The organism is Pseudomonas fluorescens (assembly GCF_000967965.1).
GTDB classification, from domain to species: domain Bacteria; phylum Pseudomonadota; class Gammaproteobacteria; order Pseudomonadales; family Pseudomonadaceae; genus Aquipseudomonas; species Aquipseudomonas grandcourensis.
In genome coordinates, this window is sequence record NZ_LACC01000033.1 from 26,166 (window position 1) to 52,415 (window position 26,250).

24 protein-coding genes are annotated in these 26,250 nt (G+C 60.4%); 13 read left to right on the plus strand and 11 right to left on the minus strand.

What is annotated here, in order from left to right; genetic code table 11:
- Window positions 1-113 precede the first annotated feature (113 nt).
- From VC35_RS24055 to VC35_RS24070, 4 genes are all read left to right on the plus strand, one after another.
- Window positions 114-2,867: a response regulator gene (locus VC35_RS24055; RefSeq protein ID WP_046043009.1), complete on the plus strand. Its 2,754-nt coding sequence runs from the start codon at window positions 114-116 to the stop codon at window positions 2,865-2,867.
- A gap of 95 nt (window positions 2,868-2,962) precedes the next feature.
- Entirely contained in the window at window positions 2,963-3,955 is a 993-nt protein-coding gene (locus VC35_RS24060; RefSeq protein ID WP_046043010.1) for a 2-hydroxyacid dehydrogenase, read from the plus strand.
- 77 nt (window positions 3,956-4,032) lie between these two features.
- On the plus strand, window positions 4,033-4,467 hold the full coding sequence (locus tag VC35_RS24065; RefSeq protein WP_007988765.1) for a hypothetical protein: 435 nt from the start codon (window positions 4,033-4,035) through the stop codon (window positions 4,465-4,467).
- Window positions 4,467-4,871 carry an META domain-containing protein gene (locus VC35_RS24070; RefSeq protein WP_046043012.1) on the plus strand — a complete coding sequence of 135 codons (405 nt, stop codon included), beginning with the start codon at window positions 4,467-4,469 and terminating at the stop codon, window positions 4,869-4,871. The genes VC35_RS24065 and VC35_RS24070 overlap by 1 nt, the downstream gene beginning before the upstream one ends.
- A gap of 90 nt (window positions 4,872-4,961) precedes the next feature.
- Here VC35_RS24070 and VC35_RS24075 read toward each other — a convergent pair whose 3' ends face one another.
- Window positions 4,962-5,429 (minus strand): TlpA disulfide reductase family protein, encoded by a 468-nt coding sequence (locus VC35_RS24075; protein WP_046043014.1) that lies wholly within the window; start codon window positions 5,427-5,429, stop codon window positions 4,962-4,964.
- Between the two features lie 114 nt (window positions 5,430-5,543).
- On the opposite strand from VC35_RS24075, the gene arsC reads away from it, so the two are divergent.
- From arsC to VC35_RS24090, 3 genes are read left to right on the plus strand one after another with little or no spacing between them, the layout of a single operon-like run.
- On the plus strand, window positions 5,544-5,897 hold the full coding sequence (gene arsC, locus VC35_RS24080; protein ID WP_046043015.1) for an arsenate reductase (glutaredoxin): 354 nt from the start codon (window positions 5,544-5,546) through the stop codon (window positions 5,895-5,897).
- Window positions 5,894-6,490, plus strand: a complete 597-nt coding sequence (wrbA, locus tag VC35_RS24085) for an NAD(P)H:quinone oxidoreductase (RefSeq protein ID WP_046043016.1) — start codon at window positions 5,894-5,896, stop codon at window positions 6,488-6,490. The genes arsC and wrbA overlap by 4 nt, the downstream gene beginning before the upstream one ends.
- Window position 6,491: 1 nt before the next feature.
- Window positions 6,492-6,917 carry a DUF2069 domain-containing protein gene (locus tag VC35_RS24090; RefSeq protein WP_046043017.1) on the plus strand — a complete coding sequence of 142 codons (426 nt, stop codon included), beginning with the start codon at window positions 6,492-6,494 and terminating at the stop codon, window positions 6,915-6,917.
- A gap of 100 nt (window positions 6,918-7,017) precedes the next feature.
- On the opposite strand, the gene VC35_RS24095 is transcribed toward VC35_RS24090, so the two are convergent.
- Together VC35_RS24095 and ttcA are read right to left on the minus strand one after the other, a co-directional pair.
- Window positions 7,018-7,692, minus strand: coding sequence for a DNA-3-methyladenine glycosylase I (locus VC35_RS24095; RefSeq protein ID WP_046043019.1), 675 nt, complete (start codon window positions 7,690-7,692; stop codon window positions 7,018-7,020).
- Between the two features lie 178 nt (window positions 7,693-7,870).
- The gene (gene ttcA, locus VC35_RS24100) at window positions 7,871-8,695 is read right to left on the minus strand and encodes a tRNA 2-thiocytidine(32) synthetase TtcA (protein WP_008051493.1); all 825 of its coding nucleotides are present in this window, start codon (window positions 8,693-8,695) and stop codon (window positions 7,871-7,873) included.
- A 281-nt stretch (window positions 8,696-8,976) separates the two neighbouring features.
- Between ttcA and VC35_RS24105 the strand changes: the two genes are divergently transcribed.
- Both VC35_RS24105 and VC35_RS24110 read left to right on the plus strand, forming a co-directional pair.
- Window positions 8,977-9,579: a Yip1 family protein gene (locus VC35_RS24105; RefSeq protein WP_046043020.1), complete on the plus strand. Its 603-nt coding sequence runs from the start codon at window positions 8,977-8,979 to the stop codon at window positions 9,577-9,579.
- Window positions 9,580-9,736: 157 nt separating this feature from the next.
- Window positions 9,737-10,231: a SprT family zinc-dependent metalloprotease gene (locus VC35_RS24110; RefSeq protein WP_046043022.1), complete on the plus strand. Its 495-nt coding sequence runs from the start codon at window positions 9,737-9,739 to the stop codon at window positions 10,229-10,231.
- A 42-nt stretch (window positions 10,232-10,273) separates the two neighbouring features.
- Here VC35_RS24110 and VC35_RS24115 read toward each other — a convergent pair whose 3' ends face one another.
- Both VC35_RS24115 and VC35_RS24120 read right to left on the minus strand, forming a co-directional pair.
- Window positions 10,274-11,455, minus strand: coding sequence for a CaiB/BaiF CoA transferase family protein (locus VC35_RS24115; RefSeq protein WP_046043024.1), 1,182 nt, complete (start codon window positions 11,453-11,455; stop codon window positions 10,274-10,276).
- A gap of 144 nt (window positions 11,456-11,599) precedes the next feature.
- Window positions 11,600-12,934: a dicarboxylate/amino acid:cation symporter gene (locus tag VC35_RS24120; protein WP_046043025.1), complete on the minus strand. Its 1,335-nt coding sequence runs from the start codon at window positions 12,932-12,934 to the stop codon at window positions 11,600-11,602.
- 338 nt (window positions 12,935-13,272) lie between these two features.
- Here VC35_RS24120 and VC35_RS24125 point away from each other — a divergent pair, with 338 nt between their 5' ends.
- Window positions 13,273-14,271: an AraC family transcriptional regulator gene (locus VC35_RS24125; protein ID WP_046043026.1), complete on the plus strand. Its 999-nt coding sequence runs from the start codon at window positions 13,273-13,275 to the stop codon at window positions 14,269-14,271.
- A gap of 81 nt (window positions 14,272-14,352) precedes the next feature.
- On the opposite strand, the gene VC35_RS30405 is transcribed toward VC35_RS24125, so the two are convergent.
- From VC35_RS30405 to VC35_RS24145, 4 genes are all read right to left on the minus strand, one after another.
- Entirely contained in the window at window positions 14,353-15,108 is a 756-nt protein-coding gene (locus VC35_RS30405) for a polysaccharide deacetylase family protein (RefSeq protein ID WP_052960579.1), read from the minus strand.
- Window positions 15,109-15,304: 196 nt separating this feature from the next.
- Window positions 15,305-16,651 (minus strand): ATP-binding protein, encoded by a 1,347-nt coding sequence (locus tag VC35_RS24135; protein WP_046043027.1) that lies wholly within the window; start codon window positions 16,649-16,651, stop codon window positions 15,305-15,307.
- Window positions 16,648-17,325, minus strand: a complete 678-nt coding sequence (locus tag VC35_RS24140) for a response regulator transcription factor (protein ID WP_046043028.1) — start codon at window positions 17,323-17,325, stop codon at window positions 16,648-16,650. The genes VC35_RS24135 and VC35_RS24140 overlap by 4 nt, the downstream gene beginning before the upstream one ends.
- Window positions 17,326-17,445: 120 nt before the next feature.
- A complete protein-coding gene (locus tag VC35_RS24145) occupies window positions 17,446-18,048 on the minus strand; it encodes a membrane protein (RefSeq protein ID WP_046043030.1) in 603 nt (200 codons plus the stop codon).
- 146 nt (window positions 18,049-18,194) lie between these two features.
- Here VC35_RS24145 and VC35_RS24150 point away from each other — a divergent pair, with 146 nt between their 5' ends.
- Entirely contained in the window at window positions 18,195-18,986 is a 792-nt protein-coding gene (locus tag VC35_RS24150) for a dienelactone hydrolase family protein (RefSeq protein ID WP_046043031.1), read from the plus strand.
- A gap of 235 nt (window positions 18,987-19,221) precedes the next feature.
- Entirely contained in the window at window positions 19,222-19,947 is a 726-nt protein-coding gene (locus tag VC35_RS24155) for a 4'-phosphopantetheinyl transferase family protein (RefSeq protein ID WP_221174497.1), read from the plus strand.
- 53 nt (window positions 19,948-20,000) lie between these two features.
- On the opposite strand, the gene VC35_RS24160 is transcribed toward VC35_RS24155, so the two are convergent.
- Window positions 20,001-21,611, minus strand: a complete 1,611-nt coding sequence (locus tag VC35_RS24160) for an ATP-binding protein (protein ID WP_046043033.1) — start codon at window positions 21,609-21,611, stop codon at window positions 20,001-20,003.
- Window positions 21,608-22,330: a response regulator gene (locus VC35_RS24165; protein ID WP_008051517.1), complete on the minus strand. Its 723-nt coding sequence runs from the start codon at window positions 22,328-22,330 to the stop codon at window positions 21,608-21,610. The genes VC35_RS24160 and VC35_RS24165 overlap by 4 nt, the downstream gene beginning before the upstream one ends.
- Before the next feature lie 740 nt (window positions 22,331-23,070).
- Between VC35_RS24165 and VC35_RS24170 the strand changes: the two genes are divergently transcribed.
- Window positions 23,071-25,965, plus strand: a complete 2,895-nt coding sequence (locus VC35_RS24170) for a ribonucleoside-diphosphate reductase subunit alpha (protein WP_046043035.1) — start codon at window positions 23,071-23,073, stop codon at window positions 25,963-25,965.
- Window positions 25,966-26,250 lie beyond the last annotated feature (285 nt).

Below are 26,250 nucleotides of genomic sequence, written 5' to 3' on the forward strand. Positions count from 1 at the left end.
AATGACGGCACCATTTTTACGAGGATTGCCCGCGAGCAAATCGCTACACTGCGCAAGTGGTGCATGGCGGATGCATGTACGGGTCTATAAATAGCGGGATGCAGGAGAGATGCGTGCTCAAGAAACTGGGAATCAAAGGCCGCGTGCTGTTGCTGACCCTGTTGCCAACCAGCCTGATGGCGTTGGTGCTGGGGGGTTATTTTACCTGGATGCAACAGGCTGACCTGCACATCCAGCTCATGCAGCGCGGCGAAATGATCGCCGAGCAGTTGGCCCCACTGGCGGCGCCCGCCATGGGCCATCAGGACAACGAACTGCTCGAACGCATCGCCACCCAGGCCCTGGAACAAACCGACGTGCGGGCGGTGACCTTCCTGGCTCCTGACCGCACGCTGCTGGCCCACGCCGGCCCGACCATGCTCAACCAGACACCTTCCGGCAGTGGCACGCAGATGCTGCGCCGCAGTGGCAACGATGCGACCCGCTATCTGCTGCCGGTATTCGGCAAACACCGCAACCTGGCCGGGGACGTGATTCCCGAAGAAGCCGATCGCCTGCTGGGCTGGGTCGAGCTTGAACTGTCCCATAACAGCATGCTTTTGCGTGGTTACCGCAGCCTGTTCGCCAGCCTGATGCTGATCATTGCGGGACTGACGGGTGCGGCACTGCTGGCCCTGCGCATGGGCCGCACGATCAATCGGCCGTTGAGCCAGATCAAGCAGGCCGTGGCCCAACTCAAGGACGGTCATCTGGAAACCCGCTTGCCACCCCTCGGCAGTCAGGAACTGGACGAGCTGGCCTCCGGCATCAACCGCATGGCCGGCACCCTGCAAAATGCCCAGGAAGAATTGCAGCACAGCATCGACCAGGCCACCGAAGACGTGCGCCAGAACCTGGAAACCATCGAGATCCAGAACATCGAGCTGGACCTGGCGCGCAAGGAAGCCCTGGAAGCGAGCCGGATCAAGTCCGAATTCCTGGCCAACATGAGCCATGAAATCCGCACGCCGCTCAATGGCATTCTCGGCTTCACCCACCTGCTGCAAAAAAGCGAGCTCACCCCACGCCAGCTCGACTACCTGGGCACCATCGAAAAGTCCGCCGACAGCCTGCTGGGCATCATCAACGAGATTCTCGACTTCTCGAAAATCGAGGCCGGCAAGTTGGTGCTCGACCATATTCCGTTCAACCTGCGCGACCTGCTCCAGGACACCTTGACCATCCTCGCCCCGGCCGCCCACGCCAAGCAGTTGGAACTGGTGAGCCTGGTGTACCGGGACACGCCGCTGTCACTGGTAGGCGACCCGCTGCGGCTCAAGCAGATCCTGACGAACCTGGTGAGCAACGCGATCAAGTTCACCCGCGAAGGCACCATCGTCGCCCGCGCCATGCTCGAAGAAGAACACGAAGACACCGTGCAGTTGCGCATCAGCATTCAGGACACCGGCATCGGTCTGTCGAACCAGGACGTGCGCGCCCTGTTCCAGGCCTTCAGCCAGGCCGACAACTCGCTGTCACGGCAACCCGGCGGTACTGGCCTGGGCCTGGTGATTTCCAAGCGCCTGATCGAACAGATGGGCGGTGAGATCGGCGTCGACAGTACGCCGGGGGAAGGCTCGGAGTTCTGGATCAGCCTGAGCCTGCCGAAAACCCGCGACGATGCCGAAGACCTGCCCTCCGCGCCCTTGCTCGGGCGACGGGTGGCGGTACTGGAAAACCACGAACTGGCGCGGCAGGCGTTGCAGCATCAACTGGAAGACTGCGGCCTCAGCACCACACCGTTCAATACCCTGGAAAGCCTGACCAATGGCGTCACCGCCGCCCACCAGACCGACCAGGCGATCGAGCTTGCCGTGCTCGGCATCACCAGTAACGACATGCCGCCGGAACGCCTCAACCAGCACATCTGGGACCTCGAGCATCTTGGCTGCAAAGTCTTGGTGCTATGCCCGACCACGGAACAGACGCTGTTCCATCTTTCCGTGCCCAACCCCCACAGCCAGCTCCAGGCGAAACCGGCCTGCACCCGCAAGCTGCGCCGCTCCCTTTCTGACTTGGTCAACCCGCGACCGATGCGCAGCGAACCGGGCGAACCGGTGTCCAGCCGTGCCCCGAAGGTACTTTGCGTCGACGACAATCCGGCCAACCTGATGCTGGTGCAGACCCTGCTCGAAGACATGGGCGCCAAGGTGCTCGCGGTGGAAAGCGGTTATGCTGCCATCAAGGCGGTACAGAACGAGACATTCGATCTGGTGTTGATGGACGTGCAGATGCCCGGCATGGACGGTCGCCAGAGCACCGAGGCGATCCGCCAGTGGGAAAGCGAACGCCATTGCACCCCGCTGCCGATCGTGGCCCTCACCGCCCACGCCATGGCCAACGAAAAACGCGCGCTGCTGCAAAGCGGCATGGACGACTACCTGACCAAACCGATCAGCGAACGGCAATTGGCCCAGGTGGTGCTGAAATGGACCGGCCTGGCGCTGCGCAATCACAGCCCGGAGCGCTCCGGCGATGGGCATGCTGGTGCCCATGACCTGTTGGTGCTCGACCACGACGAAGGATTGCGTCTGGCCGCCGGCAAGGCAGATCTGGCGGCGGACATGCTGGCGATGCTGCTCGCATCCCTGGAAGCCGACCGCGAAGCCATCCGCCTCGCTCAGCAAAGCAACGACCACAACGCCCTGATCGAACGGGTCCATCGCCTGCATGGCGCGACGCGTTATTGCGGCGTACCGCAATTGCGTGCGGCCTGCCAACGCAGCGAAACCCTGCTCAAGCAACAGGACCCGAAAGCCAGCGTGGCACTGGATGAGCTCGACCGGGCAATCAATCGCCTGGCGGCCCAGGCGCGCATGAATGCTTGATGCAGCGCAATCGTTAAAGGCTGCCGGCGAGCTAACCTGACGACTGTCGAATGCAGGCTTGCTCAACGGTGCAGGCCACCTTCAAGGAGCACCGCATGCGTACGATTCTTTTCAGCAGCCAGAACTACGACCGCGAGAGCTTTCTCGCGGCCGAGCAACCGGCCGGCATCGAGCTGCAATTTCAGCCTGCGCGCCTGAGCCTCGACACGGTAGCGCTCGCCCAAGGGTATGAAGCGGTCTGCGCGTTCATCAATGATGACCTCGGCGCGGCGGTGCTCGAGCGCCTGGCCGCCGGTGGCACACGCCTGATCGCCCTGCGTTCGGCCGGCTACAACCATGTCGACTTGCCGACGGCAAAGCGTCTGGGACTGACCATCGTGCGCGTCCCGGCCTATTCGCCCCACGCCGTGGCCGAACATGCAGTGGCGCTGATCCTCGCACTCAACCGCCGCTTGCCCCGCGCCTACAACCGCACCCGAGATGGGGATTTCAGACTACAGGGGCTGACCGGTTTCGACCTGGTAGGCAAGACCGTCGGCGTGGTCGGCACCGGTCAGATTGGCGCGACCTTCGCCAAAATCATGAGCGGGTTTGGCTGCCAGTTACTGGCCTATGACCCCTACCCCAACCCACAGGTCAAAGCCCTCGGCGCGCGCTACCTGAGCCTGCCGCAGCTGCTTGCCGAATCGCAGATCATCAGCCTGCACTGCCCGCTCAACGAGCAGAGCAAGCACCTGATCAACCGTCAATCCCTGGCGCACATGCAACCGGGCGCGATGCTGATCAATACCGGGCGTGGCGGCCTGGTGGACACCCCGGCGCTGATCGATGCCTTGAAAGACGGTCGCCTGGGTTACCTCGGGCTGGATGTGTATGAGGAAGAGGCGCAGTTGTTCTTCGAGGACCGCTCCGACCTGCCGCTGCAAGACGATGTGCTGGCACGGCTGCTGACCTTTCCTAACGTGATCGTCACTGCGCACCAGGCCTTCCTGACCCGCGAAGCGCTGGACGCGATTGCCACCATCACATTGCGCAACATTTCAGCCTGGGCAGCGGGCACCCCGGAAAACCTGGTGACGGGAAACTGAAACGGATCGAAGGTCATCTGCCTGCGCGATGCGGCGTGCAAGCCCGTGCTAGCATATCGCGCATATTTGGAGGACCCATGGTCGAACACGATTTCCGCTACAGCCTGATGAACCCGCAACACACCCTCACTGAATGCCGCGCCCTGGTGCCGGGGCGTTATCAAGTCACTGGCAACGGTGGTTCGATTCGCAACAATGACGTGCTGGTCGTGACCCTCAAGGGTGCGAAGGACTTGTCCATGCGCCTGACCGTCGAAACGGTTCGCCACCTGATCAACCCGCCCGGCCAATGGGTCGCGGTGGCCAGTGGCCCGGTGTTCGGTGAACTGGCCATCCACACCTGGCAAGTGAACTGTGACAGCTGCGCCAAAGAGCTGAGCTTCGAGTTCGCCGTCGATGCCAAGCTGGGCAACAAGGCCGAAAAGCCTGCCGCCACCGCGCGGATTGCCGAGTTGGGCTGGACCACTGTCGGCGAGAAACACCTGTGCCCGAAATGCCAGGAGCCTGCGTGATGAAACGCCTCGCTCTGACCGCCATGGTCGGCGCCAGCCTGCTGGGCTGCGCCGCCGAGCCGGTGCAACTGCAACAGAACAGCAGCTACATTCTGGAATGGATTGGCGAGCGGCCGTTGATGGACTACAGCCACCTGACCATCACCCTCGGCGAAGACGGCCGGGCCTACGGCAATGGCGGCTGCAACCACTGGTTTGCGCCGTACACCCTCGATGGCGACAAACTGACCTTCGGCAAAATCGGCAGCACCCGCAAATTTTGCGCGCCGGCGCTGATGGAACAGGAAAAACGCTTCCTTCAGGCCCTGGAAAACGTCCAGCGCTGGGACGTCTCCCCGATCGAGCAAATACGCTTCTGGCCAGCCGAAGGCAAGCCGCTGCGTTGGTGGCTTGAGGAGGGTTGATCCCCCCTGGGTATCCCGAGAAACCTGTGGCGAGGGGGCTTGCCCCCTCGCCACAAAAAGCCCGCTCGCCACAGTGAATCGATCATCCGATCAGTTTTTAGCCTGCAACGCCTCAAGCTTCGCCATCACCCCCGCCGCCGTCTGTTCACCCATCAACTGCTCACGTACCTTGCCCTTGTTATCGATGATGTAGGTCACCGGCAACGCTTCGCTGCGCGGCAACTCGAACAGTTCGGAAGGGTCCTGCGCCAGCACGGTGAACCTGATCCCCAGTTTCTCGCTCGCGCCCTTCAGCTCTTGCCCCTGGACGTTGTCGAAATTGACTCCGAACACACCGATTTTCTTGTCCTTGAGCTGCTCGGCCAGGGTGTTCAACTCCGGTATCTCGGTACGGCAAGGTCCGCACCATTCTGCCCAGTAGTTGAGCACCAGCCATTTGCCATCCAGGCGGTCAGAGGCGATTTTATGACCATCTTGGTCGATGCCATAGTCATTACCGCAGCCCCCCAGCATCAACGCTCCGATGATCGCCAATGCTGCTGCCAGTCGCCTTGTCATGTCGTGTTCCTTGTCAAAAATTGAATGCACCTGCGACCCATCGCCTCTCACGGTTCTGGATTGCGCGTTGCACAGTTAGAATAGCCGCCACCTTACGCAAGATGCGACCCGCTCATGACCGATCTGACGCTTTATCACAACCCGCGCTGCTCGAAATCCCGCGGTGCGCTCGAACTGCTTGAAGCCCGTGGCCTGACGCCGACCGTGGTCCGTTACCTGGAAACCCCGCTGGACGCCGCGCAGATCCAAGGCCTGCTGGGCAAACTCGGGATCAGCGCCCGGCAATTGCTGCGCACCGGCGAGGACGAGTACAAGACCCTCGACCTGGCTGACAGCAGCCTGAGCGAAGCGCAATTGATCGCCGCCATCGCCGCCCACCCGAAACTGATGGAGCGACCGATTCTCGAAGTCGGTGACAAGGCCATCATCGGCCGCCCACCGGAGCAGATCCTGGAACTGTTGCCATGAGCGCACCGTACATTCTGGTCCTGTACTACAGCCGCAGCGGCTCGACCAACGAAATGGCCCGGCAGATCGCCCGTGGTGTCGAACAGGCCGGGCTTGAGGCCCGCCTGCGCACGGTGCCGGCGATTTCCACCGAGTGCGAAGCCGTTTCGCCGGAAATTCCCGACGAAGGCGCGCTGTATGCCAGCCTCGACGACCTGAAGAACTGCGCCGGCCTGGCGCTCGGCAGCCCGACCCGTTTCGGCAACATGGCCGCGCCACTCAAGTACTTTCTCGACGGTACCAGCAACCTGTGGCTGACCGGCGCCCTGGTGGGCAAACCGGCGGGTGTATTCACCTCCACCGCGAGCCTGCACGGCGGCCAGGAAACCACGCTGCTGTCGATGATGCTGCCACTGCTGCACCACGGCATGCTGATCACCGGCCTGCCCTACAGCGAGTCGGCGCTACTGGAAACCCAGGGCGGCGGTACGCCATACGGCGCCAGCCACCACGCCGGTGCCGACGGCAAAAGCGGTCTGGATGCCCATGAAGTGGCGTTGTGCCGCGCGCTGGGTATGCGCCTGGCCAAGACTGCACAGAAACTGGAGAGCTGAGGTGGCCAAGAAGCCGAAGATCCTGCCCGCCCTCGAATGGCTCGAACCACGGGTCAAGGCGATGCGCGCCATCAGCCTGCTGTGCTTTTTCGGCCTGGTGGGACTGCTGTGTGTTTACTACCTGGCGATTGCCGACCTGCACGGGGCACGCCCCTGGGTGATTCTGTTGATCGAGCTGGTGCCACTGCTGATTCTGGCACCGGGGATGATCATCGGCAGCCCTCGCGGGCATTCGTGGATGTGCTTTGTAGTGAACCTGTATTTCATCAAGGGCGCATTGGCTGCCTATGACCCGAACCGGCAAATCTTCGGTTTGTTGGAGATGGGCGCGAGTCTGGCGGTGTTTTGTTCGGCACTGTTGTATGTGCGCTGGCGGTATCAGTTGAACCGCAAGCTGGTGGGTGAAGGTGAAATCTCTGCCACCTGATCTGACGCCATCGCGAGCAAGCTCGCCCCCACAGGGGATTTTGTGAACGACACAGATCCAATGTGGGAGCGAGCCTGCTCGCGATTGGGGCGACTCGGTCTCAATGATTCACTGTGTAAGCCAGCATCATCGAAATCTGGCTCATCGGCCGCCCGCCACTTTCCTCATACCACTGGTTGAACACGTCCTGCACTAACGCCAGGTCGCGCAGACTGCTCGGCACCTTGTCGATGATGTCCTGCGCATTCAATGCCGCGACCACGTCATAGCTCGGCACAAAAGTGTCCTTGCCGATCATCCGCAAGAAACGCGGGGCCGACAGACCGCCCAACTGATGTCCGCGTTTTTTCAGGAAGGTCCAGAGCCCGACGATATCGGTCACCGGCCAATCGGCGATCAGCGCACCGAAGCTGCCCTTTTCATGGGCCACATCCAATATGAACTGTGCATTGCGCGGCACGCTCTTGAGCTTGCCCAGGTGACGGATGATCCGCGTGTCCTGCATCAGGCGTTCAAGGTGCTCGGCACTCATCAGCACGACTTTTTCCGGGTCGAACTTGAAGAACACTTCTTCGAAGGCCGGCCACTTCGCATCCACCAGGCTGTGCTTGAGCCCGGCACGGAATACCCGCAACGCCATCGTCGAGAGGTAGCGATCGTCGCTGATTTTGCGCAGTTGCGCCGGGGTTTTGGGAACGGGCAGATGGGCTTCCAGTTCAGCCGCCGAACCGAAGCGGTTCAGACAGTATTCATTGAGCCACTTGTAATCGCGCATGCCCTCTCCTGAGGAATGAAACAAAAACCAAATGTGGGAGCGACCTGTGGCGAGGGGGCTTGCCCCCGTTTGAGTGCGCAGCACTCACAAAATCTTTGGCTCATCAGAGATTTGGGGCCGCTTCGCAGCCCAACGGGGGCAAGCCCCCTCGCCACAGGCTTACTCCTACAGTTTTTGACTAGAGGTTGACCACATTGACGAAGCGCGATGCGGCGCTTTCGTCGATCTTGAGACTGGTGAAGTCGAACAGATTGCGATCCGCCAGTTGCGACGGGATCACGTTCTGCAGGCTGCGGAAAATGCTCTCGGTACGGCCCGGGGTCTTGCGTTCCCAGTCCAGCAGCATTTCCTTGACCACCTGACGCTGCAGGTTCTCCTGGGAACCGCAGAGGTTGCACGGGATGATCGGGAATTGCTTGAAGTCCGAGTAGGCCTGGATGTCTTTTTCGTTGCAGTAGGCCAGCGGGCGGATCACCACATTACGACCATCGTCGGCGCGCAGCTTCGGTGGCATGGCCTTGAGCGAACCGTTGAAGAACATGTTCAGGAAGAACGTTTCGACGATGTCGTCGCGGTGGTGACCAAGAGCCATCTTGGTCGCGCCGATTTCATCGGCGAAGGTATAGAGCGTGCCGCGACGCAGGCGCGAGCACAGCGAGCAGGTGGTCTTGCCTTCCGGAATCAGTTCCTTGACCACCGAGTAAGTGTCTTTCTCGACGATGTGGTACTCGATCCCCAGTTCCTTGAGGTAGGCCGGCAGCACGTGCTCCGGGAAACCCGGCTGCTTCTGGTCCATGTTCACGGCCACGATCTCGAACTTGATCGGCGCGACCTTCTGCAAGTGCATCAGCACATCGAGCATGGTGTAGCTGTCCTTGCCACCGGACAGGCAGACCATGACCTTGTCGCCGTCTTCAATCATGTTGAAATCGGCAACTGCCTCACCGGCCAGTCGGCGAAGGCGCTTTTGCAGTTTGTTCTGGTTGACCGTGAGAGTGCCCATGACGCGAAATCCGTGAGGTGTGACGAAAGGCCGGCATTTTACGCAAATTCTTTGCACTTGTGGCGAGGGGGCAACATCTCCAGCTCACCTACAGACCCTGCAGCGATTAACAACCGGGTTTACAGCGCGATTTGCTCTAAAGCCCCTACTCCCTCTGGGGAAACTCCTCCCTATACTGCGACATAAGGTCACATACAAATTCAGACCTATGACTTACTTGGCCGCATTGGCCCGTAGGCGCTCCACTGGGGGGCGACGGTAAAACAAGAGGAGTGACTGGCATGATCCATCACGTAGTGGGGCTCTTCACCCACCCTGACCAAGAATGGAAAGAAATCCGTGGCGACCAGGAGGAAAGCATCAGCCACATGTACCTGACCCATACACTGATTCTGGCGGCGATCCCCGCCGTGTCTGCCTTTATTGGCACCACGCAGGTCGGCTGGGTCATCGGCAATCGGGCTCCCGTGATGCTGACCGTAGAAAGCGCGATATGGATGACGATCATGTCGTACGTGGCGATGCTCGGTGGTGTTGCGGTAATGGGCGCGTTCATCCACTGGATGGCCCGCACCTATGACGCCAACCCAAGCCTCGCCCGTTGCATTGCGTTTGCAACCTACACCGCCACACCGTTGTTCATCGGCGGACTCGCTGCCTTGTACCCGCACTTGTGGCTGGGGATGATCGTCGGCACCGCCGCCATCTGCTACACGGTGTATTTGCTGTATGTGGGCTTGCCGACATTCATGAACATTCCATCTGACGAGGGCTTCCTGTTTTCAAGTTCGGTGCTCGCCGTAGGCCTGGTGGTGCTGGTCGCCATCATGGCGTTCACAGTCATTGTCTGGGGACTCGGCGTGGGCCCGGTCTACACCAGTTAGTCGCTCATCACTGAAAATCGGAACTGCTGACAAAGGCCGCCGCAAGGCGGCCTTTTCATTCTTCAGCAACGAGACGGCACACGACCATTCGGCACCTTGGCGATTCGCAAGGTCCCAGGGTTGCGGCATACTCGACCGCTCTGGAGATCCATCAAGCATGCCCGAGCAACTCAATACCCGCGTCGAAGACTGTTTCCAACTAGCCGAATCCTTTTTCAAACGACCTTTCAAGCGCCCCGTGGTGAGCCTCAAGCTGCGCGGGCAAAAAGCCGGTGTCGCGCATTTGCACGAGAACCTGCTGCGCTTCAACCCGCAGTTGTACCGGGAAAACACCGAAGATTTCCTCAAGCAGACCGTGGCCCATGAAGTCGCACATCTGATCGCCCACCAGCTGTTCGGCGACCGCATCCAGCCCCATGGCGAAGAGTGGCAATTGATCATGCGCGGCGTGTACGAACTGCCGCCCAACCGCTGCCACACCTATGATGTCAAACGCCGCAGCGTGACCCGCTACATCTACAAGTGTCCGTGCGCCGACAGCGACTTCCCGTTCTCGGCACAGCGCCACAGCCTGGTTCGGCAGGGACGGCGGTACCTGTGCCGGCGGTGTCGCAATACCTTGGTGTTCAGTGGGGAGATGCGGGTCGAGTAGCGGGATGTGTGCTGGCCGTACTAACCTCTTCGCAGGCAGACGCTAGAGAACTACCTTGGCGAACCGCAATTGAGCAATCCGCTCAGCACTGAACCCCAACTCCCCCAACACCTGATCCGTATGCTGCCCCAGCGCCGCGCCAATATGCCGGGGCTCAGGCAACCCTTGCGAAAACTTCAGCGGACACGCCATCTGCGCCTGGGACGAGCCATCGCCACGGGGCACGTCGGTCACCAACTCCCGCGCTTGCAACTGTGGATGATGCAGCGCTTCTCCCAGGCTCAATACCGGCTCGACACACGCATCCCGTTCGGCGAACAGCGTACGCAACTCGGCAAAGTCATGCTTTTCGAACTCGACCCTCAGCGCGTCTTTAAGCTGTTTCTGATGCGCCGGTTGCGGTGACAGGCCGAGGCCGGCCAATTCCTCCAGCCCCAATGCCGTGCACAACTGTTTCATGAATACCGGTTCCAGGCTGCCCACCGACAGCCAGCGCCCATCCCGGGAGCGGTAGTAATCGTAGAAACTGCCACCGTTGAGCACCTGGTTTTCCGGAGCCGGCTCGACGCCACAGGCCAGATACCCGGCACCTGCCATCGCATTCAGGCTGAACGCGCAGTCGGTCATGCTGACATCCAAGTGCTGACCCTGACCGGTTTGCTGCCGGGCAATGACTGCCGCCAGCAAACCAATCACTCCGTGCAGCGAACCACCGGCGACATCCGCCACCTGCATGCCCAACGGCAGCGGCCCGGTGTCGGCACGGCCGGTGTAGCTCGCCAGCCCGGACAGGGCCAGGTAGTTGATGTCATGGCCGGCGCGGTCCTTGTAGGGGCCGGTCTGGCCATAGCCGGTGATCGACACATAAATCAATTTCGGATTGATCGCCCTCAGGGCTTCGTAACCCAGGCCCAGACGCTCCATGACACCTGGGCGGAACTGCTCGAGCACAATGTCGTAGTCCTGCAGCAACGACCTGATCACCTCCAGCGCCTCAGGCTGCTTGAGGTCCAGGGCGAGGCTGCGCTTGTTGCGATTGAGGTAGGCATGACTGGCTGACACACCTTGATCGTGGGGCGGCAACACCCGCAGCAGGTCCATGCGGGTCGGTGATTCGATGCGCAGCACTTCGGCGCCCATGTCCGCCAGCAGCAACGAGGCGAACGGCCCCGGCAGCAGTGTCGAGAAATCCAGAACCTTGAGTGATGCCAGTGGACCGAACATGAGCGTTCTCCCTTAACGATGCCCACAGCCTAGGCAGCCGATTGCTTTGCAGCAATCACCTTATACGCCACGTGCAGTGACCGTTGCGCTCAATCGCCGGGCATGAAAAAACCCGCCGAAGCGGGTTTTTCATTACAACAAGGCTTACTTGGCGTTCGTCGGGGTTGCCCCTTCGACGTGGCCCAGTGCATCGTCTTTAGGCTCGTCGGCGATGCCGCGACCGCCCGATGCCAGCTCCGCTTGCAACACGTCGGTGTCCAGTTCCTTGACCCACTTGGCCACAACGATGGTGGCCACGGCGTTACCGACCAGGTTGGTCAGGGCACGGGCTTCGGACATGAAGCGGTCGATACCGAGGATCAGCGCCAGGCCGGCGACCGGCAGGTGGCCCACGGCGGACAGGGTGGCAGCCAGTACGATGAAGCCGCTACCGGTCACACCCGCAGCGCCTTTGGAGGACAGCAGCAACACCACCAGCAGGGTGATCTGGTGCGTGATGTCCATGTGCGTATCGGTTGCCTGGGCAATGAACACCGCGGCCATGGTCAGGTAGATGGCGGTACCGTCGAGGTTGAACGAGTAACCGGTCGGGATCACCAGACCCACGACAGATTTCTGCGCGCCCAGACGCTCCATCTTGACCAGCATGCGTGGCAGCACCGATTCCGAAGAAGAAGTACCGAGCACAATCAGCAGTTCTTCACGGATGTAGCGGATCATTTTCAGCACGCTGAAGCCGTGCAGGCGGGCGATGGAGCCCAGCACAATCAGGATGAACAGCAGGCAGGTGATGTAGAAGCACGCCATCAGTTGACCCAGCTGCACCAGCGAGCCGACACCGTAGGCACCGATGGTGAACGCCATGGCACCGAAGGCACCGATCGGCGCGAGCTTCATGATCATGTTGATGATGTTGAACATCACATGGGCGAAGCGATCGATGAAGTCCAGCAGCGGCTTGCCGTAGGCACCCAGGCGATGCAGGGCGAAACCGAAGATCACCGAGAACATCAGCACTTGCAGGATGTCGCCCGTGGCGAATGCGCCAACGATGGTGGCCGGGATCACGTTGAGGAGGAAGCCGATGACACTTTGATCAGCACCAGCCGCTACGTAGGTAGCGACTTTGGAGGCATCCAGGGTGCTTACGTCGATGTGCATGCCCGCGCCTGGCTGCACGACGTTGACCACGACCAGACCCACCAGCAATGCGATGGTCGAAACGATTTCAAAGTAAAGGAGTGCGTAACCGCCAGTCTTGCCGACCGCTTTCATGTCCTGCATGCCGGCGATACCGCTGACGACGGTGCAGAAGATGATCGGGGCGATGATCATTTTGATCAGTTTGATGAACCCGTCACCCAGCGGCTTTACCGCCACACCGAGCTGCGGATAGAAGTGACCGAGCAAAATACCGATGACAATTGCAACGATCACCTGGAAATACAGGGATTTGTACAGTGGCTGACGAGTCGTCATTGCAAAGTTCCTCAAGGGTGCCCGGTGACAACATCCATCTGTTGCCCGCAACACCGCAATTGCGAACCCTCCTGCACTGGAGGGATTTGTTTTTTCGAGCTGCGCAACGGCAGGCATCTGCTCGTTGTATCGCAAGGCCCGTGCCACCTTCCGTAAAAACCCTGCAAGCCTTTTGATCTCCGGGGTTGCAGCGAACTCCCTGTCACCGAACGGTTATAAGCATGTGGCGGATTTCCGCCCTTCCATTAACAGTCGTCCTGCTATTTGGCGGATATCCGCCCTGTTCATGCCCGCGGTGCGCAGCTAACATCCGTCGATCAACGGTCAGATCTACTGCCATGCGCGAACGCACCATCGCCAGTCATTTCGCCCGCGCCGCCCTGGGTGGTGCGCATCGGCACGGCTACGACTATTCGGACCTGCTACAGCAACTGGGAATCAGCCCCGAGTTGCTGGACGAGCCCCGGGCACGCATCGCTCCGGAGCAATTCACCCAATTGATCCAGGCGTTGTGGCTGGCGCTGGACGACGAGTACCTGGGGTTCGGGCAAGCCCCAAGCAGGCCGGGCAGCTTCGCGATGATGTGCCATGCCGTGATTCACTGCCGCAACCTGGATAAGGCACTCCATCGCGGCTTATTGTTTTATAGCCTATTCCCCGGGGCTCCGCGTTTGACCCTGAGCCGCGAAGATGAATGGGTGCGCCTGAGCCTGGACGACTCACAACTCTGGGACCCGGATCATTTCCTCAGCGAGAGCCTGCTGGTGATCTGGCACCGCTTCGGCAGCTGGCTGATCGGCCAGCGCATTCGCCTGGAGCAGGCCACGTTCAGCTACCCCCGGCCGGAACACGGCGCCGAGTACGACCTGCTGTTTTCCTGCCCGCTTGAGTTTTCCAGGCCCCAGAGCAGCCTGTTGTTTCACAGCCGCTACCTGGCCATGCCGCTGCTGCAGGACGAACGTACCCTCAAGCATTTCCTCGAGCGCTCCCCCGCCGACCTGCTCTCGCGCCCGGACGATGGCGACAGTTTGAGCAGCCGCCTGCGGCGCTTGCTCAGTCGCGACAGCTCACGCTGGCCTGACCTTGAAGCCGTGGCCGCGCACCTGCACATCAGCCCGCAGACCCTGCGCCGGCATTTGCGGGAAGAGGGTTCGAGCTTTCAGGAATTGAAGGACCAGTTGCGCCGGGATATCGCGATTTATCACCTGAGCCGCGCCGACCTGTCGTTGCAACAGATCGCCGAGCAGCTGGGGTTTTCCGAGCCGTCGGCGTTTCACCGGGCGTTCAAGAAGTGGACGGGGCTGACGCCAGGGGCATATCGGGCGCAGGAGAGCTGAGTTTCAGCACCTGCGTTGCGCAGTGATCACTGGCGTCTCCCGAACGCACCCGGTAATACCCCGTCCAGGATTTGCGAACGCTTACTCCAGAGGCGGGATGATCAGTGACAAGCCAGGGTAAATTTTGTCTGGATGATCCAGCGCCGACCTGTTCGCATTAAAGATCAGTGGGTACTTGGCAGCATCACCATAAAACTCTCTGGCAATTTTGGACAATGTATCGCCCCTTACAACCACATACATATTCAACTGACTGACCGGCGGAATCGCCAGTGTGGCTGGTGATTCGAAATCCACATCGCCCAGCAGTTTTATTTGTCCGATGAACCGGCCAAGATTATTGGCCGTGGTCGCGTGTATGTCATGCATCAGCACAATGGAGTTCTTTCTTTTCCTTATTTGCTCAACACCATGGGATACCCAGCCCCCAGGTTGATAGTTGCTGCTCCAGTCCAGGGTATCCACGCTCCAGAGAACCTGCCGATACCCCAACTCGGCGACAGTGCGATCGACCATCGCATCGTGAGCGCCATAAGGCGGCCTCATGATCAGGTCCGGCTGCTGGTAGGGAGTCAGTGCCTGCTCCGTCATCTTGATTTGATCGATGATGGTATCTTTGTCCTGACCGACCAGTCTTAGATGATCGTAAGTGTGATTGCCGATCCGGTGCCCTTCGTCCAGGATGCGCTTGATACGCTCGCCATGCCTGGCAACCAGATTGCCAACAATAAAAAACGTTGCCTTGATATCAAACAGCTCCAGTGTTTCGAGCACGGTTTCGGTCTGGGCTTGCCGAGGACCGTCGTCAAACGTCAGCCAAACTTTCTTCCTTTCCATTTTTATCTCCATTGGTGGCTTGTAACGCTTCAGCCCCTATCCACTCATGCAACCAACACAGGCTCTGCGTGTGCATGTCGTCAATAAGGCGGGGCTTATTACTTGCCACCAAACGGCGGAACGCCAACAAAACATTGTTGCCGGTCGTTTAACGCCTGATACCTGTAGCCCGAAAAGACTGCTATCAAATATCCGTTCACACCGCCGGAAAATGAATCCGGAACGCCGCCCCGCCCATCGGTGAATCCCCCAGGGTCAGCTTGGCGCTGTAGCTTTCGATGATGTCCTTGACCACCGCCAGGCCGATACCCTGCCCAGGGTGCTGGCGGTCCAGGCGCTCTCCGCGCTCGAGAATCCGTGCGCGCTGATTCTGTGGTACGCCGGGGCCGTCATCCTCGACACACAACTCAGTGCCGCTGAGGGTTTCGCGCACACTGATGCGTATTTCGCCCAGGCACAGGCGATAGGCGTTTTCCAGCAGGTTGCCCATCATCTCCAGCAGAGCTCCCTGCTCGATCGGTACGTAACACGGGTCGGGCAGGTCGAACGCGACGTGCACGCGCTTGTCGCGATAGACCTTGTCCAGCGTGTCGCACAGGCTTTTCAGTACCGGTCGCAAGTGCACCTGATGACGTACCAGGCCGCTTTTTCGCAGGCTGGCGCGCTGCAGCTGGTAGCTGATCTGCTGGCTCATGCGTTCGATCTGGGTTTGCAGCACCCAGGCCTGATCGCGATCCTCTGGACGCTGGGCCATGTCTTCACTGACGCCTTGCAACACCGCCAGTGGCGTTTTCAGGCTATGGGCCAGGTCGTCGAGGGAATCACGGTAGCGACTGCGCTGCTCACGCTCACTGTGCAGCAAACGGTTGAGGGAGCCGGTCAGGCGCAGCAATTCCCGGGGATGTTCCTCACTGAGGCTTTCGCGGGTACCACCTTCGATCTGGTCCAGCTCCTGGCTCAAGCGCCGCAAAGCCTGCAAGCCCCAGGTCAGGCCGATCCACAGCAACGCCAGCAGCACCAGCAGTGCCGCGCCAAAACCCAGATAGAGATTTTCCCGCAGGCCTTCGAGGGTCAGCTCGTACTCGCGAACCGGCTGCAACGCCACGATGCTGAAGGCTGCACTTTTGCCGCCGAGCAACTTGACCTCTACGTCGTAGACGAAGAACTCCTGGCCATTGGCTTCGCGGATCCGCGCAAACTCACTGCCACGTCCGTCGTAGCGCGGCTTGTAGTTGATATGTTCTTCCTGGGTCGCCTTCGAACGCCACACCAGATGTCCTTCACGGTCATAGATGTAGCCGAGTAATCGGCTGTCGGTGAGGTTGAAGCGCTCGTCAGGCAATTGCGCCGGCATCTGCAGGCTGTTGTTCTCCACCCGGGCGGCCGAGATCAGCGTGGTCACGTCGGATGCCAGACGCTGCTCGATGGAGTCCTGCAGCGCCAGGCTGAAGGCGCCTTGCATCGCCGGTAGCAACGCCAACATGAACAACACCGCCAACAGCGTGGCGGCGAGCATCAAGCGTATGCGCAGCGAACGGATCAAGTGCAACGCTCGTTGAACAGGTAGCCCAGGCCTCGCACGGTGTCGATCGGCTTGAACCCGCCAGGCCCCTCCAGTTTGCGGCGCAGACGGCCGACCAGCACCTCGATCACATTCGGATCACGCTCGTCGTCATCCGGGTAGAGCTGCTCCATCAAGCGATCCTTGGGCACCACTTGCTGATGATGGCGCATCAGGTATTCGAGAATACGGTACTCATACGCGGTCAGTGCCAGCGGCTGTTCGTCGAGGGACGCCTGCTTGCGGTTCAGGTCCAGCAGTAACGGGCCAGCGACGATGGTCGACTGGGTGAAACCGCTGGAACGTCGCAGCAAGGCATTCAGGCGGGCCTCCAGTTCTTCGAACTGAAACGGCTTGACCAGATAATCATCGGCACCCGCGGCCAGGCCTTCAACCTTGTCCTGCCAGTTGCCACGCGCGGTGAGGATCAGGATCGGGAAGGTTTTGCCACCTGAGCGTAACTGGCGGATCAGGTCGAGCCCGCTCATGCCCGGCAAACCGAGGTCGATCACCGCCAGGTCAAAGTTGAACTGTGCGGTCTGGTACAGCGCCTCCTCGGCGTTGGCCACGGACTCGACCACGTGGCCGCTCTCCGTCAGACGGGTTTGCAGGTGATGACGCAGCAGCGCTTCATCTTCGACGACCAGCAATTTCATATTGCACTCCCGGGCAAATCAATATCTCCAGAGGCGCAACGTCGCACCTCAATAGCTAACATGGCAACGCCGGATCAGTCACTCGGGCTGATCCGGCGCAGGCCGTTCACGAAACGCTTGTCAGAAAGCGTAGTTGGCGGACAGATAAGTCTGGGCGCTGCTGGTCAGGTCCAGCGAACCCTGCTTGCTACCGCCGCGCTCACTCATCTCGGTGCTGGCGTTGCTGCGCAGGTAACGGTAACCCAGTTCAACCGAGGCGTTCTGCGAAACCTGTTGCAGCACACCCATCTGGCCACCGATGGCGTAGCCGATATCACTGTCGCGGCTGAAGCCTGGCGACTCCTGAGTCATTTTGGTCAGGCCGGCCGTGGCGCCACCGAACAGCTTGGTGCTGCCGCCCACCGGGTAGAACAGATCGTAGCTGCCCAGGAGGTTTTCCTGACGCAGTTTAATGCCATTGTGGGAGCCCGACACATTGTCGTAAGTGGCGTAGTAGCGGCCCTTGGTGTTTTGCTGGCCCAGACGAACACCCCAGGTGGTGTCCTTGCCGATTACGCCATCGGCGTTCGGGTGATTGAGGTTGTCGTTCAGGGCGTGGGATTTTTTGACCTTGTCGCTGGTCTGTCCAAGAGTAAGACTGGCGAAGTTGTCGTCGGACGCGAAAGCTGCGGTGCTTGCGCCCAGAACCGTGAATGCCAGAAGCAGTTTTTTGAATCCAGTCATTGGGGAGTTTCCTCATGTGCCGTTTGTTTTTTGGGTACGAGGCAAGGTTACGCACCGCGCCCTGAACTCCCCCTGAACGCACTCTGAACCTGGGCTGAACCGCCCCCTTCCGTATGTTTCGACACGTTTCAACAGGAGATCCGACCATGCGCCTGTTACTCGCCGTCCTCCTGCTGGCCCTGAGCGGGCTCAGCCAGGCCGCTATCCAGACCCGGGAAATCCCCTACCAAAGTGCCGACGGCACGAAGATGATCGGCTATTACGCTTATGACGATGCCATCAAAGGCCCGCGCCCCGGGGTCGTGGTGGTGCATGAGTTCTGGGGCCTGAACGACTACGCCAAGCGTCGCGCCCGTGATCTCGCCGGCCTGGGCTACAGCGCCCTGGCCATCGACATGTACGGCGACGGTAAAAATACCGAGCATCCCAAGGACGCCATGGCTTTCATGCAAGCCGTGGCGAAAGACAGTGCCGTGTCGAGCGCAAGGTTTCAGGCCGGGCTCGACCTGCTGAAAAAACAGCCACAGACCGACCCGCATAAAATCGCCGCCATCGGCTACTGCTTCGGCGGTGCCGTGGTGCTCAATGCCGCAAGACAGGGCGTGCCATTGGCGGGCGTGGTGAGTTTCCATGGCGCGCTGGCGACCAACACGCCAGCAACGCCGGGCAGTGTCAAAGCGAAAATACTGGTGGAACACGGGGCGCTGGACAGCATCGTCACCCCGGAAAACATCACGGCGTTCAAAAGTGAGATGGACAAGGCAGGTGCCGACTACAAGTTCGTCAGCCTCGACGGCGCCAGGCACGGCTTCACCAACCCGGATGCCGATCGACTGGGCCATGGCGATCATGGCGGGCCGGACATAGGCTACAACAAGGCCGCGGATGAAAAATCATGGGCGGACATGCAGGCGTTTTTCAAGAAGATCTTTGGTTGAGATACAGCGACTGAAGCTGAGCAAGGCTCCCTGTGGCGAGGGGGCTTGCCCCCGTTCGGCTGCGAAGCAGTCGTATATCCGGCAAACGCGCCCTATCTGACACAATGCGATTGCAGGTTTTAGGGTGGCTTCGCCACCCAACGGGGGGCAAGCCCCCTCGCCACAGCAAGCTCCCTCGCCACAAAAGCCACGCCGCTACTACCCAGCCTTGGTGCTTAACGGCAAAATGCCCGACATGAATCCAGCCCCCGTCCTGCCTGCCTGCTGTACGCCCCTCGATGACCATTGGCCGCTGCCGTTTGTGCTGCCCGATACGGTCCTGCTGAGTACTCATTTCGATAGCACCCAACTGGCCAGCGATGACTTTCAGCGCAGCTCTGTCGAAGTGCCGGCAAGCATCCAGCGCTCGGTGGCCAAACGACAGGCGGAGTTTCTCGCCGGACGGGTATGTGCCCGGGCCGCGCTACAGCGACTGGAAGGCTTGAGCTTCATTCCGGCCATCGGTGAAGACCGGGCACCGGTCTGGCCTGGTCATATCACAGGCTCGATCACCCACAGCACAGGCCGGGCCGCGGCAATCGTGGCGAACAAAAGCCATTGGCGCGGCCTGGGCATGGATCTGGAAAACCTGCTCAATGCCGAACGGGCCGAACGCCTGGCCGGGGAAATCCTCAATCCACCGGAGCTCCAGCGCTTGGCGGCCGGTGATCACGATCAACGGGCGTTGCTGGTCACCCTGACATTCTCGGTCAAGGAAAGCCTGTTCAAGGCGCTCTATCCGATCGTTCAGCAACGCTTTTATTTCGAACACGCCGAAGTGCTGGAGTGGCGTGAGTCGGGTGAGGTGCGGTTGCGATTGCTCACTGATTTGTCCAGCGAATGGCGCAATGGCACCGAGCTGGATGCGCAGTTTGGGGTCAAGGACGGGCAGTTGTTGAGTCTGGTCAGCATCAAGGCCTGAGTTTTTTGGCGCCTGTCGGGCCCACATCGCGGGCAAAACAGTCACCAAAAAACTCAACGCTTCTCCTGATTGCGCGGCCAGCTCAGGCTGAAGCACGCCCCGCCCAGGCTCTTGCTCTTGCCGATCAACGCGCGCCCGTCATGCCAATGGATGATGCGTCGCACAATGGACAGGCCTAACCCATGGCCTCCAGACGCGCGGGTGCGGCTGTCGTCGAGGCGCAGGAACGGCGTAAATATCTTCTCCCACGCCAACTCCGGCACACCCGGCCCGTCATCCTCGATATCCACCCGGCATCGCTGCTGCCCCACCTGATAGCTGATGGTCACCCGGGATTGCGCGTGACGCATGGCATTAGTCACCAGGTTCTGGATCGCCCGATGCAGATAGCGCGGTTCGGCCTCGACCCAGGCATCGTCGTTATCGGCGGCCGACAAGCACAACCCGCGTTGCACCGTGACGTCGGCGCGCAACGGTGACAGTTCTTCGATCACCTGATCGACCAAGGCATCCAGATCGATGCGTTGAAAGTTCAGCGCCGGCGAGCCCTGCTCCAACCGCGCGTAGGTCAGCATCTCGTCCACCAGCCGGTCGAGGTCCTCGATGTCGTGGTCCATGCCCTGGCAGTATTTTTCCAGAGCTTGCGGCGTGGTGGCCGAACCGATCATCTCCAGGCCAAAGCGCAGGCGCGCCACCGGCGTGCGCAATTCGTGGGACACCGCGCGCACCAGTTCGCGCTGGATCGCCAGCAACTGCTGCAAGTGTTCGGCCATGCCGTTGAACGCCGACGCCAGCCGCCCCACCGAGTCCGCACCGCGCGCCGGCACGCGGGTTTCCAGGCTGCCCTTGGCGATGCGCGTGGCGGCGGCTTCCAGGCCACGCAAGCGTCGCTCGAGCTGGCGCACCAACAGATAGACGATCAAACCGATCAGCGTCAGGCCCAGCGCGGCAATCAGCACCAGCCACTCCGGCGGATAAGGATTCATCTGATACAACGGGCCGATTTCCAGGACCCACGGCGTGCCCACCATGCCGGCAAACACCCGGATCGAATCGCCCCCCTTGCCCAACGCCATCACCGTGTCGCCCTCGGATACCCGGCGGCTCTGGTCTTCGTCCATGTCCGCCTCGTCAACCGTGACCAGGCGCAGGTCGAAGCCGAAGCCTTTGCTTTCCTTCAATTGCGCCAGGCGCAAGGGTTGGTCGGCAACCGGGGTGCGCACCAGTTCATCGGTCAACAGGTAGATGGTCGCCCGGGCCAGTTGCTCGCTGATCTGCTGCACTTCCCCGGTGAGCATCAACTGCTCCTTGTCGCTGACCAGTTTGTAGACCTTCGCCGCATGCGGCCCGGTCTGTTCCACCAATGCCTGGCCGCGCAATACACGGGTGCGCTGGGTCAAGTCGAGGTCGGTCTCGGCAAAGGTTTTCAGCGCCAGCGGAATCCCCAGCAGCCGCTCCCACACCAGCAAAGCCCGGTGGCGCTCGGTCTGGTTCATCGGTTGCAGGTTGTCGGCCATCAGCGAGAACGTGCCGTGGGCCAGGCGCTCGCGGTATTGCTCGCTGCGCACCTGATTGAGCAGGTGCAACGCCAGCACACCGAGCACCGCCACCAGAATCAGCGCGGCGCACATGCCGCCATAGATACGCAGGAAGATCGAGTTCACAGGGACGGGTCTACGCAAGCCTCGGGAACGAACAGATAGCCCTTGCTGCGCACGGTCTTGATCAGCCGTGGATGCTCCGGGTCATCGCCGATCTTCGGGCGGATGCGCGAGATGCGCACATCAATGGAGCGGTCCTGACCGTCATAGCCGATGCCCCGCAGCGCGGTGAAGATCTCTTCCCGGGAGAGGATGCGCCCGGCATTGGCCACCAATAGCCAGAGCAGGTCGAATTCGGCGCTGGTCAGCTCGATGCCGTTGCCCTGCAACCAGGCTTCGCGCAAGGCGTTGTCGACGATCAGCGGACCGAACTGTAGACGCCGCTGTTTTTCCGGGGCGACTTCGGGCGTTTCGCTACGGCGCAGCAACGCCTGGATGCGCGCCAGCAGCAGACGCGGGCGTACTGGTTTGCAGACGTAGTCGTCAGCCCCCAGGTCCAGGCCGAGAATCTGGTCAGTGTCATCGGTGCGGGCAGTGAGCATCAGGATCGGGCCGTCATAGCGGGCGCGGACCTTGCGGCAAATGCTCAGGCCATCTTCACCGGGGAGCATCAGGTCGAGGATCACCAGGTCCGGCTGTTCCTTGATGATGCGATTCGCCGCGAGCGCACCATTGCCTTCGATCGATACACGCAGGCCATTGGCTTCCAGGTAATCGCGGGTCAGTTCGGCCAGTCGCTGGTCGTCCTCCACAATCAATACCTGCCAGGCTTCTTGCTCCACGGGTGACCTCTGCTTGCCAAAAACACTAATAAGGAAGGATCCGCCCGTCTTTTTGTAATGATTCGGGGGGATAAATATGTATACACGCTGGGCCGATTGTATAAACGCCGCCCGTCGAGAACACAAGCGGGTAAATGCGTTCGGACAACAGGGTTTTTTGTGATAGGGTTCGCGCCCTTAAAAATCCGCCCGTGCGATTTCGATGGTTGAAAATCGCTGAAAAAAGGTCCGGTCCAGCAGCGTCGCGGCCTACACGCCGGTTACCTCTTTCACACACAATTTACGCACAGGTTTATCCACAGGTAGTACGTTGCAATCCCCCCCTAAAACGCATTATCTTGTACCCCGGCGCTAAAAAACCCCTAGATGTAGGGTTTTGCGCAAAAAACCAAACACAAACCAGACACCAATTTCAAGCGCTTTTATTGCCTCTGTCCGGTTGAACCATACGTATTTTTGAAAGACCAAACCGCGCGTGCGGATGGCTACTGTATTTCGACCCCAAGTGGTGAAAACGGTACGGGTGTTGCAGTCCTGAACTGTCACCTCAAAGGACCCCCGGTCTTGCGCCCACGGCACGAGACCAAAGACTTCGGCATGGAAGCGGCGCCCTATAGCCCCCTTCCTGATCTGTCCCGAAGTTGTTATGCCCGGCGCTCGCCGGTTGTAGTGCTTCAGGACGGAACGGTGGGCACCGTGATGGTGCCCAAACAAACATAGAGAATGTGGAGACACCCCCCATGCAAACCGACACAACTCGCGAGAACCCGCAGGGCACCTTGCCGCAGGCCGCCGATTCGAATTCGGATCTGTCCGCCACCGCGCCAGGTCAACTGCGTGTGATCAAGCGTAACGGCACTGTCGTTCCCTACACCGATGACAAGATCACCGTCGCCATCACCAAAGCGTTCCTCGCAGTTGAAGGCGGCACCGCTGCTGCCTCGTCGCGAATCCACGACACCGTTGCCCGCCTGACCGAACAGGTCACCGCGACCTTCAAGCGTCGCATGCCATCGGGCGGCACCATCCACATCGAAGAAATCCAGGACCAGGTCGAACTGGCCCTGATGCGTGCCGGCGAGCAAAAAGTCGCTCGCGACTACGTGATCTACCGTGACGGTCGTTCGAAAGAGCGCGCTGCCCACGCACCAACCGAAGAAGCGGTCAACGCTCACCCGTCGATCCGCATCACCCGTGCCGACGGCAGCCTGGCGCCGCTGGACATGGGCCGCCTGAACACCATCGTCACCGAAGCGTGCGAAGGCCTGGAAGAAGTCGACGGCGACCTGATCCAGCGCGAAACCCTGAAGAACCTGTACGACGGCGTGGCCCTGACCGACGTCAACACCGCCCTGGTGATGACCGCCCGTACTCTGGTTGAGCGTGAGCCGAACTACTCGTTCGTGACCGCCCGCCTGCTGATGGACACCCTGCGTGCCGAAGGCCTGGGCTTCCTCGGTGTGGCCGAAAGCGCCACTCACCACGAGATGGTCGACCTGTACGCCAAGGCACTGCCGGCCTACATCGCCAAAGGTATCGAGTTCGAACTGCTGAACCCTGTGCTGGCCTCCTTCGACCTGGAAAAACTGGGCAAGGCGATCAACCACGAGCGCGATCAGCAATTCACCTACCTGGGCCTGCAAACCCTGTACGACCGTTACTTCATCCATAAGGATGGCGTGCGTTTCGAACTGCCGCAGATCTTCTTCATGCGCGTGGCCATGGGCCTGGCGATCGAAGAGAAGCAGAAAGAAGACCGTGCGATCGAGTTCTACAACCTGCTGTCGTCCTTCGACTACATGTCGTCGACCCCGACCCTGTTCAACGCCGGTACCCTGCGTCCACAGCTGTCGAGCTGCTACCTGACCACCGTGCCGGATGACCTGTCGGGCATCTACCACGCGATCCACGACAACGCCATGCTGTCGAAATTCGCTGGTGGCCTGGGCAACGACTGGACACCGGTTCGTGCGCTGGGTTCGTACATTAAGGGCACCAACGGCAAGTCCCAGGGCGTCGTGCCGTTCCTGAAAGTCGTCAACGACACTGCCGTTGCCGTTAACCAGGGTGGCAAGCGCAAAGGCGCTGTGTGTGCCTACCTGGAAACCTGGCACATGGACATCGAAGAGTTCATCGAACTGCGCAAGAACACCGGTGATGATCGTCGTCGTACCCACGACATGAACACCGCCAACTGGATCCCTGACCTGTTCATGAAGCGCGTCTTCGATGACGGCAAGTGGACCCTGTTCTCGCCGTCCGAAGTACCGGACCTGCACGACCTGACCGGCAAGGCCTTCGAAGAGCGCTACGAGTACTACGAAGCCCTGACCGAGTACCCGGGCAAGGTCAAGCTGTTCAAGACCATCCAGGCCAAAGACCTGTGGCGCAAGATGCTGTCCATGCTGTTCGAAACCGGCCACCCATGGCTGACCTTCAAGGACCCGTGCAACCTGCGCAGCCCGCAGCAGCACGTGGGCGTGGTCCACAGCTCGAACCTGTGCACCGAGATCACCTTGAACACCAACAAGGACGAGATCGCCGTTTGCAACCTGGGCTCGATCAACCTGCCGAACCACATCGTCGACGGCAAGCTGGACACCGCCAAGCTGCAACGCACCGTGAACACCGCCGTGCGCATGCTCGATAACGTGATCGACATCAACTACTACTCGGTGCCGCAAGCGAAGAACTCCAACTTCAAGCACCGTCCGGTCGGTCTGGGCATCATGGGCTTCCAGGACGCTTTGTACCTGCAGCACATCCCTTACGGCTCCGACGCTGCCGTCGAGTTCGCCGACAAGTCGATGGAAGCGGTCAGCTACTACGCGATCCAGGCTTCCTGCGACCTGGCCGACGAGCGCGGCGCCTACGAGACGTTCCAGGGTTCGCTGTGGTCCAAAGGCATCCTGCCGCTGGATTCGCAACAGATCCTGATCGAGTCCCGTGGCCAGAAGTACATCGATGTCGACCTGAACGAATCCCTGGACTGGGCACCGGTTCGTGCCCGTGTACAGAAAGGCATCCGTAACTCGAACATCATGGCCATCGCACCGACCGCGACCATCGCCAACATCACCGGCGTATCGCAGTCGATCGAACCGACCTACCAGAACCTGTATGTGAAATCGAACCTGTCGGGCGAATTCACCGTGATCAACCCGTACCTGGTTCGCGACCTGAAGGCTCGCGGTCTGTGGGACTCGGTCATGATCAACGACCTGAAGTACTACGACGGTTCGGTGCAGCAGATCGAGCGCATCCCGCAAGAACTCAAAGAGCTCTACGCGACTGCCTTCGAAGTGGACACCAAGTGGATCGTCGACGCCGCCAGCCGTCGTCAGAAGTGGATCGACCAGGCTCAGTCGCTGAACCTGTACATCGCCGGCGCTTCGGGCAAGAAGCTGGACGTGACCTACCGCATGGCCTGGTACCGTGGTCTGAAAACCACTTACTACCTCCGCGCCCTGGCTGCGACCAGCACCGAGAAGTCGACCATCAACACCGGCAAGCTGAACGCTGTTTCCAGCGGCGGCAACCACGGTGACGACTCGGTCCTGGCAGCTCCTGCCGGCCCTGCTCCAGTGCCAAAGGCTTGCGCCATCGACGAGCCGGATTGCGAAGCTTGCCAATAAGCTGAGCCGGTAAGCGTCGCAAGGCGCTTACTCGAAACCCCCGATCAGCCTCTGGCGGGTCGGGGGTTTTCTTTTGCCTGAAGGAAATGGGGGCTTGTACTGACGCTATCGCGAGCAGGTTCGCTCCTACAGGGGACCGGGTCTTTCCAGATAAACACGATCAACTGTAGGAGCGAGCCTGCTCGCGATGAGGCCATTACCTCCAATACAAAACCCAAGAATCGAGTAGGAGGCGGGGCTGCCCCCGCCGTCCTCTCACACCACCGTACGTACGGTTCCGTATAC